The following is a 2,687-nucleotide window of genomic DNA, read 5'->3' on the forward strand; positions in this document are numbered from 1 at the left end:
CAGACGCGAGGGAACTGCGTTTGTCGGCTATCGACGTGCCGTCGAAGATGAGTTCGGCGATACCCTCTGGTATTTTGCTGCTCTTTGTAGGCGAATGGGTTCGCCTCTGCACGAAGTGTTGTCGGATGTCTCCTTCAAAGACTACTCGTGCTCTATCGTAGCCGCGGATAGTCCGGCGGGCGCGATATCTAGAGTGGCTGCTCCCCAGCCTTCCGGTACTTTCGACGAGGTTCTTATTAATCTCGGTACCCATGCTGCCAGCCTTCTCGATCTAGAGATGCAGGCCGCGAATAGTCGGACTCGCTTGACGGCGTTTGCTGATGCTTTCCTCCGCGCGCTGAACGCCGCGGGCATTTCATTTGCCGAAGTCGCGTCCTCCAATCTTCGTAAGGTGCGTGGACGATTTCTGCCGACTCCGCTAGAGGAGCTGCCTGTCTTTGATCAAGCCTTTCCTGAAGAAGAACGCTTACCCCAGGAATTTGAGATCGTCATCAGCCAGCGCTCCGGAGGGCGCAGCGTTCTAGAAATGAATGGCGTTGTAATCGGTGATCCACTAACCGATAATATCGCTGATCGCGATGGCTATCGATTTCACGATGTTTTTCATTTTGCACATGCAGCCGTCTTGCACTGGTCGCCGACCTTTCGCGCTCTGTTGAAGCGAAAGCGTAAAAGCGATCCCATCGTCGATGAAACGCAAGACAGTGGTCGCGCGATCGTGGTTGAGGAGGGCTTGTCGGCCCTTGTTTTCTCGCACGCCAAAGCGCTGGCGTTCTTTGAAGGCCAATCTTCAGTGTCCTTCGACCTGCTCAAGATAGTGCGGCAGTTCGTGGATGGGTATGAAGTCGATGCTTGCCCAATGAAGCTGTGGGAAGATGCGATTTTGCAGGGCTACGACGTCTTTCGTCGTTTAAAGAAGGATCAAGGTGGGATCGTTCGCGGAGATCGCAACCGTCGCAAATTGGAGTTCCGCCCTCTCGGAGCCATCTGATGAATGCAGCTACCCGTTTCGTAACCTCGGTCCGCGGACTTGCATTTGAAAATGTATTCAATCCTTACGCGGATTCTTGTCCCGTTCACGATAAGGTTGACGCATCGGCCGTTCGATACTCGACGTTCCGCTCGATATTCGAGGCTGCCGCTCTTGGTGGAATTCACTCGCTATGGGTCGGCCGCGATCTTGGCTATCGAGGTGGACGACGGACCGGCCTCGCATTGACAGACGATGCGCACGTTACGGCTCACGCGGCCCGCTGGGGCATTCAGGCCGAACGCTGTACTAAAGGAGCCCCGGTCAAAGAAAGAACAGCCGCGCTGGCTTGGTCGATCTTGGATGAAGTCGAACTGCCCGTGTTCTTATGGAACGTTTTCCCATTTCATCCTCATGAGCCTGGTCGTCCATTTACGAACCGGTCGCATCGGGCTTCTGAGCGCGCAGTCGGGGAGGAAATTCTTAGGGAATTGCTCGAAATCTTGCGACCCGAGCGGGTGGTGGCTCTGGGTAACGACGCCGCCAGTTGCGTGGCGCGATTGGCGCCGAAAGAGTGCGTCAGGGTCCGTCACCCGAGTTACGGCGGACAAGCCGATTTCTTGCGCCAGATGAACGACATTTACGGCCCTTGCCGAGTTTCGAAAAAACAGGCCGATCTTTTCGGTGTTGGCATCCGCCACTAGGGGGCGGTTGCACGTAAGAGTGGCTCGGACGGTATCATTCGTTGCATCCTACGAAGGAGATACCATCTGCTAGCCCGCAGGAGGTTAGCATCGTGAGCGCGGCTTCTCCCCATCAAACGCCCGATCAACTTGCAGCACACGATCTCCTCTCCGAAATGCGGACGCGCATCGTGACGCAACCGCTTCCTTATCAGTACGGCGTGGAGGTAAGTGCCCTTGAAAGCCTCCGGGACATCTTCCGCCTTGCACGAGAAGCAATGAAGAAGTATCCCGGGTGCCGCGAGTTCGCACGTATTACAACCAATATGCTCAATGTCGACTTGCGACCGGTCACAGCCAAATGGCATCGCGCCCTTGAAGCCGGTCTTCTCAACTCCAAAGATGGAGCCAACGAATTCCGCGCTGATTTGAAGAAATTACAGGTGAGGCTCGCCGAGTTCACCAAGAAGCTTCAAATTATGGCGTACGGCGAATATGTTCCCGATGATGCTACGCCGGATGTACTCGACAAATCGGAAGTGGCGAGTTGCTTCGAGCCTCTCAAATTCGGCCTAGATGAATCTTGGGTCTCAGCCGGCGAGATTAACGCGTGTGAAGCCGGCGAATTGAACAAACGACGCAGTGCCGCCGGACTTCGCGTGCAAGATAAGATCGACGCTGTCGGGTTGGCGCTTTCCGGCGGAGGTATCCGGTCTGCAACATTCTGCCTCGGTGTCGTCCAAGTTTTAGCGGCCCGCCGATTGATGAAGCACGTCGACTTCTTATCCACGGTCTCGGGTGGAGGTTATATTGGTAGCTTTATCAGTGCGATGATCGGAAGTGGTGATTCGTTCGACGCTATCGGTAACCCGAACGGTCCCGACACGACGGCTATTAGTTATGTGCGTCAAAATGCGCGGTATCTTAGCGTGTTTGAGCTTAAGCAGCGATTGCTGATGGTCACTGGCACGCTCGCTGGATTAATCCTGAACTGGATGGTGCCGCTGTTTGTGGTATCTATTCTCGCATTAGGT

3 protein-coding genes are annotated in these 2,687 nt (G+C 54.9%); all 3 read left to right on the forward strand.

Annotation, left to right across the window (positions count from 1 at the left end; all coding sequences use genetic code 11):
• The coding region (locus tag BRAS3809_RS20525; protein ID WP_035657240.1) for a MazG C-terminal domain-containing protein at positions 1-991 on the forward strand (991 nt) is incomplete at its 5' end.
• Entirely contained in the window at positions 991-1,674 is a 684-nt protein-coding gene (locus BRAS3809_RS35025; protein ID WP_083839137.1) for a uracil-DNA glycosylase, read from the forward strand. The genes BRAS3809_RS20525 and BRAS3809_RS35025, both read left to right, overlap by 1 nt.
• A gap of 92 nt (positions 1,675-1,766) precedes the next feature.
• Positions 1,767-2,687: patatin-like phospholipase family protein (locus BRAS3809_RS20530; RefSeq protein WP_035657243.1), on the forward strand; the 921-nt coding region annotated here is incomplete at its 3' end.

Origin of the sequence: Bradyrhizobium sp. STM 3809 (genome assembly GCF_000239795.1) — a bacterium.
GTDB lineage: Bacteria > Pseudomonadota > Alphaproteobacteria > Rhizobiales > Xanthobacteraceae > Bradyrhizobium.

What these genes read in the sequence shown, in the direction of transcription:
- BRAS3809_RS35025 (WP_083839137.1), top strand. Translation starts at nt 991, where the DNA reads ATGAATGCAGCTACCCGTTTCGTAACCTCGGTCCGCGGACTTGCATTT.